Source organism: uncultured Campylobacter sp., assembly GCF_937997465.1.
GTDB lineage: Bacteria > Campylobacterota > Campylobacteria > Campylobacterales > Campylobacteraceae > Campylobacter_A.
Map to the genome: position 1 here is coordinate 1 of NZ_CALKTQ010000091.1, position 3,239 is coordinate 3,239.

Annotated in this window: 4 protein-coding genes and 1 pseudogene; all 5 read left to right on the forward strand. The window is 51.7% G+C overall.

Annotation, left to right across the window (positions count from 1 at the left end; all coding sequences use genetic code 11):
- Positions 1-742: pseudogene (locus tag Q0546_RS02700) on the forward strand (hypothetical protein); the annotation flags it as partial.
- Positions 743-875: 133 nt separating this feature from the next.
- Positions 876-1,457: a flavin reductase family protein gene (locus tag Q0546_RS02705; protein WP_298790301.1), complete on the forward strand. Its 582-nt coding sequence runs from the start codon at positions 876-878 to the stop codon at positions 1,455-1,457.
- A gap of 110 nt (positions 1,458-1,567) precedes the next feature.
- On the forward strand, positions 1,568-2,329 hold the full coding sequence (locus tag Q0546_RS02710; protein WP_298790303.1) for an SDR family NAD(P)-dependent oxidoreductase: 762 nt from the start codon (positions 1,568-1,570) through the stop codon (positions 2,327-2,329).
- 248 nt (positions 2,330-2,577) lie between these two features.
- Entirely contained in the window at positions 2,578-2,940 is a 363-nt protein-coding gene (locus tag Q0546_RS02715) for an NAD-dependent epimerase/dehydratase family protein (RefSeq protein WP_298790305.1), read from the forward strand.
- A complete protein-coding gene (locus tag Q0546_RS02720; RefSeq protein WP_298790307.1) occupies positions 2,901-3,110 on the forward strand; it encodes a hypothetical protein in 210 nt (69 codons plus the stop codon). Before Q0546_RS02715 ends, Q0546_RS02720 begins: the two co-directional genes overlap by 40 nt.
- Positions 3,111-3,239: the final 129 nt, after the last annotated feature.

Here is a 3,239-nt window from a genome sequence, read left to right on the forward strand (position 1 = left end):
TGTGGCCGGCGAGCCCAAAAAAGGCGAGCTAAGCCCCGAAAAAGAGGCGTTTTTAAGCGCGAGATACGAGGAGCTCAAAAAATCCTGCGCCCAAAAGGACGCGAGAGCCTGCAAACGCGTGATATTGTTTTACCAAAAACAGCCCAAAAAGCAAAACGAAAAAGACATTCGCGAGGCGATGCAAATTTTACTCGGCGTGTGCAAGGATGGCAAATTTGACGCGTGCGCGGCGGCTGGCGAAATGCACATAAATAACAAAGACTTCATCGCCGCTAGAGAGATTTTGAGCCCTGCTTGCGATAGCGGCTATCAGGACGCTTGCGTGATTTACGGCAGGAGTTTCGAGGAGCAGGGCGCGCCAGGCAAGGAGGAAAAACGCGCGAAAAAACTGTATGAAATCGCCTGCGAAAAGGGCTCGGCGCTAGGATGCGAGTATCTAGGGTTAGCGATCGGCAGCAGCGCGCCGGAGCAGGCGGTCGGCTATATGCGCAAGGCGTGCGAGATGGACGCTTGGCGATGTTTTAGATTTGGCACGATGGCGATGCCCTACGGGGCCAAGGAAGCTATAAAAGCGCTTGTTAGAAGTTGCCACGAAACAGATATGCTCGCTGGCTGCATCATGCTAGCTAAATATCACGAAAAAGAGCTACGCGAGATCTCCGGCGAAGCTGAGGTGAAACGGCTGCATGCGCGGCTTTGCGAGCTGGTGCCGTACGGAGAACACTGCGAAAAGGTGCGGTAAATTTAGCTAAATTTGCGGCTTTTGGGTTTGATATGGCGGGTCCGGCGAGACGAGGGTAAATTTGAGGTCAAATTTAAAAGCACCCGTCAAGACGGCCTAAAAATTTAACAAAAACCAGGTCAAAGGAGCAAAAATGGCGATCATAAAAGTCGATCTACAAAAATCATATCGTATCCTAAATCCGGGTGCGACCACGCTCGTATCGGCAAAATACGGCGACGACGTCAATGCGATGGCGATAACGTGGGCGCAGGCGCTTGATTATGACAAGGTTACCATCGTGCCTCACAACGGCTCGTATACGAGGACGCTCATCGAAAAGAGCGGGTATTTCGCCGTGCAGATCCCCACGGCAGCGCAGGCGGAGCTGGTTAGCGAGCTGGGCGCCGAAAACAACTCGCGCTTTGATAACGCGGACAAGATGAAAAACGTGGAAATTTTCTATCAAGATGACTTCGATGTGCCGCTGATCGCGAGCTGCGCCGCATGGCTCGTTTGTAAGCGCATCCCAGAGCCTCATAACGAGCAGAGTTATGATCTTTTCATCGGCGAGGTCGTTGCGGCGTATGCGGACGAGCGGGTCTTTGACGGCGGACACTGGCTGTTTGAAAAGATCCCTGACGAGCTAAAAACGCTTCACTACGTCGCCGGCGGTCGGTACTATCTGGACGGCAAAGCAGTAGATACCAAGCGCACGCCCATAAGTGGCGAGTAAACCGCCTCGCAAAACGCTGGTAAATTTGTAAATTTAAGACGAGCGCACGCGTGAATACGCGGCGAGCTTCGGTAAAATTTCAAACTAAAGAATCTAAAAAAGGATAGAAAATGAAAAAATATATCGTCATCACCGGCGCAAGTTCGGGTATCGGAGCGGCTACGGCAAAGGCGTTTGCTGGGCGCGGAGAAAATTTGATCATAATCGCGCGTAGAGCGGAGTTGCTGCAAAGCTTAAAGGACAAGATCGCGCAGATCGCGCCCAAATCGGACGTCGTGATTAAAATTTGCGACCTTGCGCGCAGCGAGAATGTCCTAGCGCTTTGGGACGAGCTAAAAAGCTACGAGCTAAAGGCGCTAATTAATAGCGCTGGCTTTGGGGATTTTGGCTTAGTGGGAGAGCAGGATTTACAAAAAATGGTAAGAATGATAGACCTAAACGTAACCGCGCTCGCGATACTTTCGAGCTTATTTACGCGAGATTACAAACGCAAACAAACTCAGCTTATAAACATCTCCTCCGTGGGCGGCTATTTTCTGGCGCCCGGCGTCGTGCCGTATTGCGCTACAAAATTTTTCGTAAGCGCTTTCACCGAGGGTTTGAGCCACGAGCTGGCGCAGGATAAAGAGGCCAAAATGCAGGCTAAAGTTCTAGCTCCCGCCGCGACTAAAAGCGAGTTTTGCGACGTAGCTTCGGGAAAGCGCGGATTTGATTACGATGCGGCGTTTTCGCAATACCACAGCAGCGAACAAACGGCAGAATTTTTGCTCACGCTTTACGATAGCGATGCATGCATCGGAGAGGTGGATTTGGCTAGCTTCGAATTTAAACTTAGCGAACCGAAATTTAATTATATAGCGACCGCCAAATAGCGGGTCGGGTGAGGCGCAAGCTCATTTATAGCTTGCGCTGTTAAGTTGCTTCTTTACGTGCGAGCAGGACTTGATTCGGCTTCGTAGCGACAAGCTGCGCAGGCAGGCGCCTTTGAATTTTACGCATTTATAGATCGCGCGACGTGCCGCGCCGCGCGACGAAGCGTAAAATTTTAGAATAACGTAGCGCCTGAGCTAAATTTGACCCCAAAACGCGGTAAAATTTAAAGAAATTTAAGGAGCGAAAAATGGAAAAATCCGCCTTGGTGCTTGGCGCTACGGGCGTCGTGGGCAGGGAGCTGGTACGTGAGCTTTGCGAGGGCCCGGGTTACGATGAGGTAGAGGCGTGGGTGCGCCGCGAGATAGGCTTTTGCCACCCTAAGCTTCGCGCGCGGATCATTGATTTTGAGGGTATCTCGGATATCGTGCCGCATAAATTTGACGAATTTTTTTGCGCGCTGGGCACGACGATGAAGCAGGCAGGCTCGCGCGAGGCGTTTTTACGCGTGGACGTGGACTACGTCTATGCAGCGGCGAAGTGGGGCAAAGCACAGCGGGCGTGTGGCGCTTTGTGCTCGTATCATCTCTGGGTGCGAACGAGGGCTCGCTAAGCTTTTATCTGCGCGCCAAAGGGCAGATCGAGCGGCGCGTGAGCGAGCTTGACTTTGACAGCCTTCAGATCGTCCGTCCGCCGATAATCTTGGGCGAGAGATCGGATACTCGCCTGCTAGAACGGTTCGCAGCGGCGGTTTTTAAACTGCTGCCCGCCTGCGTTCGGTAAATTTAGACCGCTTAGCGGCGCAAGTAGTGTCCGCTGCGAGCGTGATTTTTGGCTTCAAATCCTATAAAAATTCACTCATTTTTTCTCTTTATTTTGTTTGATCTCCTCAAGACTTAGACCGCTTTTACC

What these genes read in the sequence shown, in the direction of transcription:
- Q0546_RS02705 (WP_298790301.1), top strand. Translation starts at nt 876, where the DNA reads ATGGCGATCATAAAAGTCGATCTACAAAAATCATATCGTATCCTAAAT.
- Q0546_RS02710 (WP_298790303.1), top strand. Translation starts at nt 1,568, where the DNA reads ATGAAAAAATATATCGTCATCACCGGCGCAAGTTCGGGTATCGGAGCG.
- Q0546_RS02715 (WP_298790305.1), top strand. Translation starts at nt 2,578, where the DNA reads ATGGAAAAATCCGCCTTGGTGCTTGGCGCTACGGGCGTCGTGGGCAGG.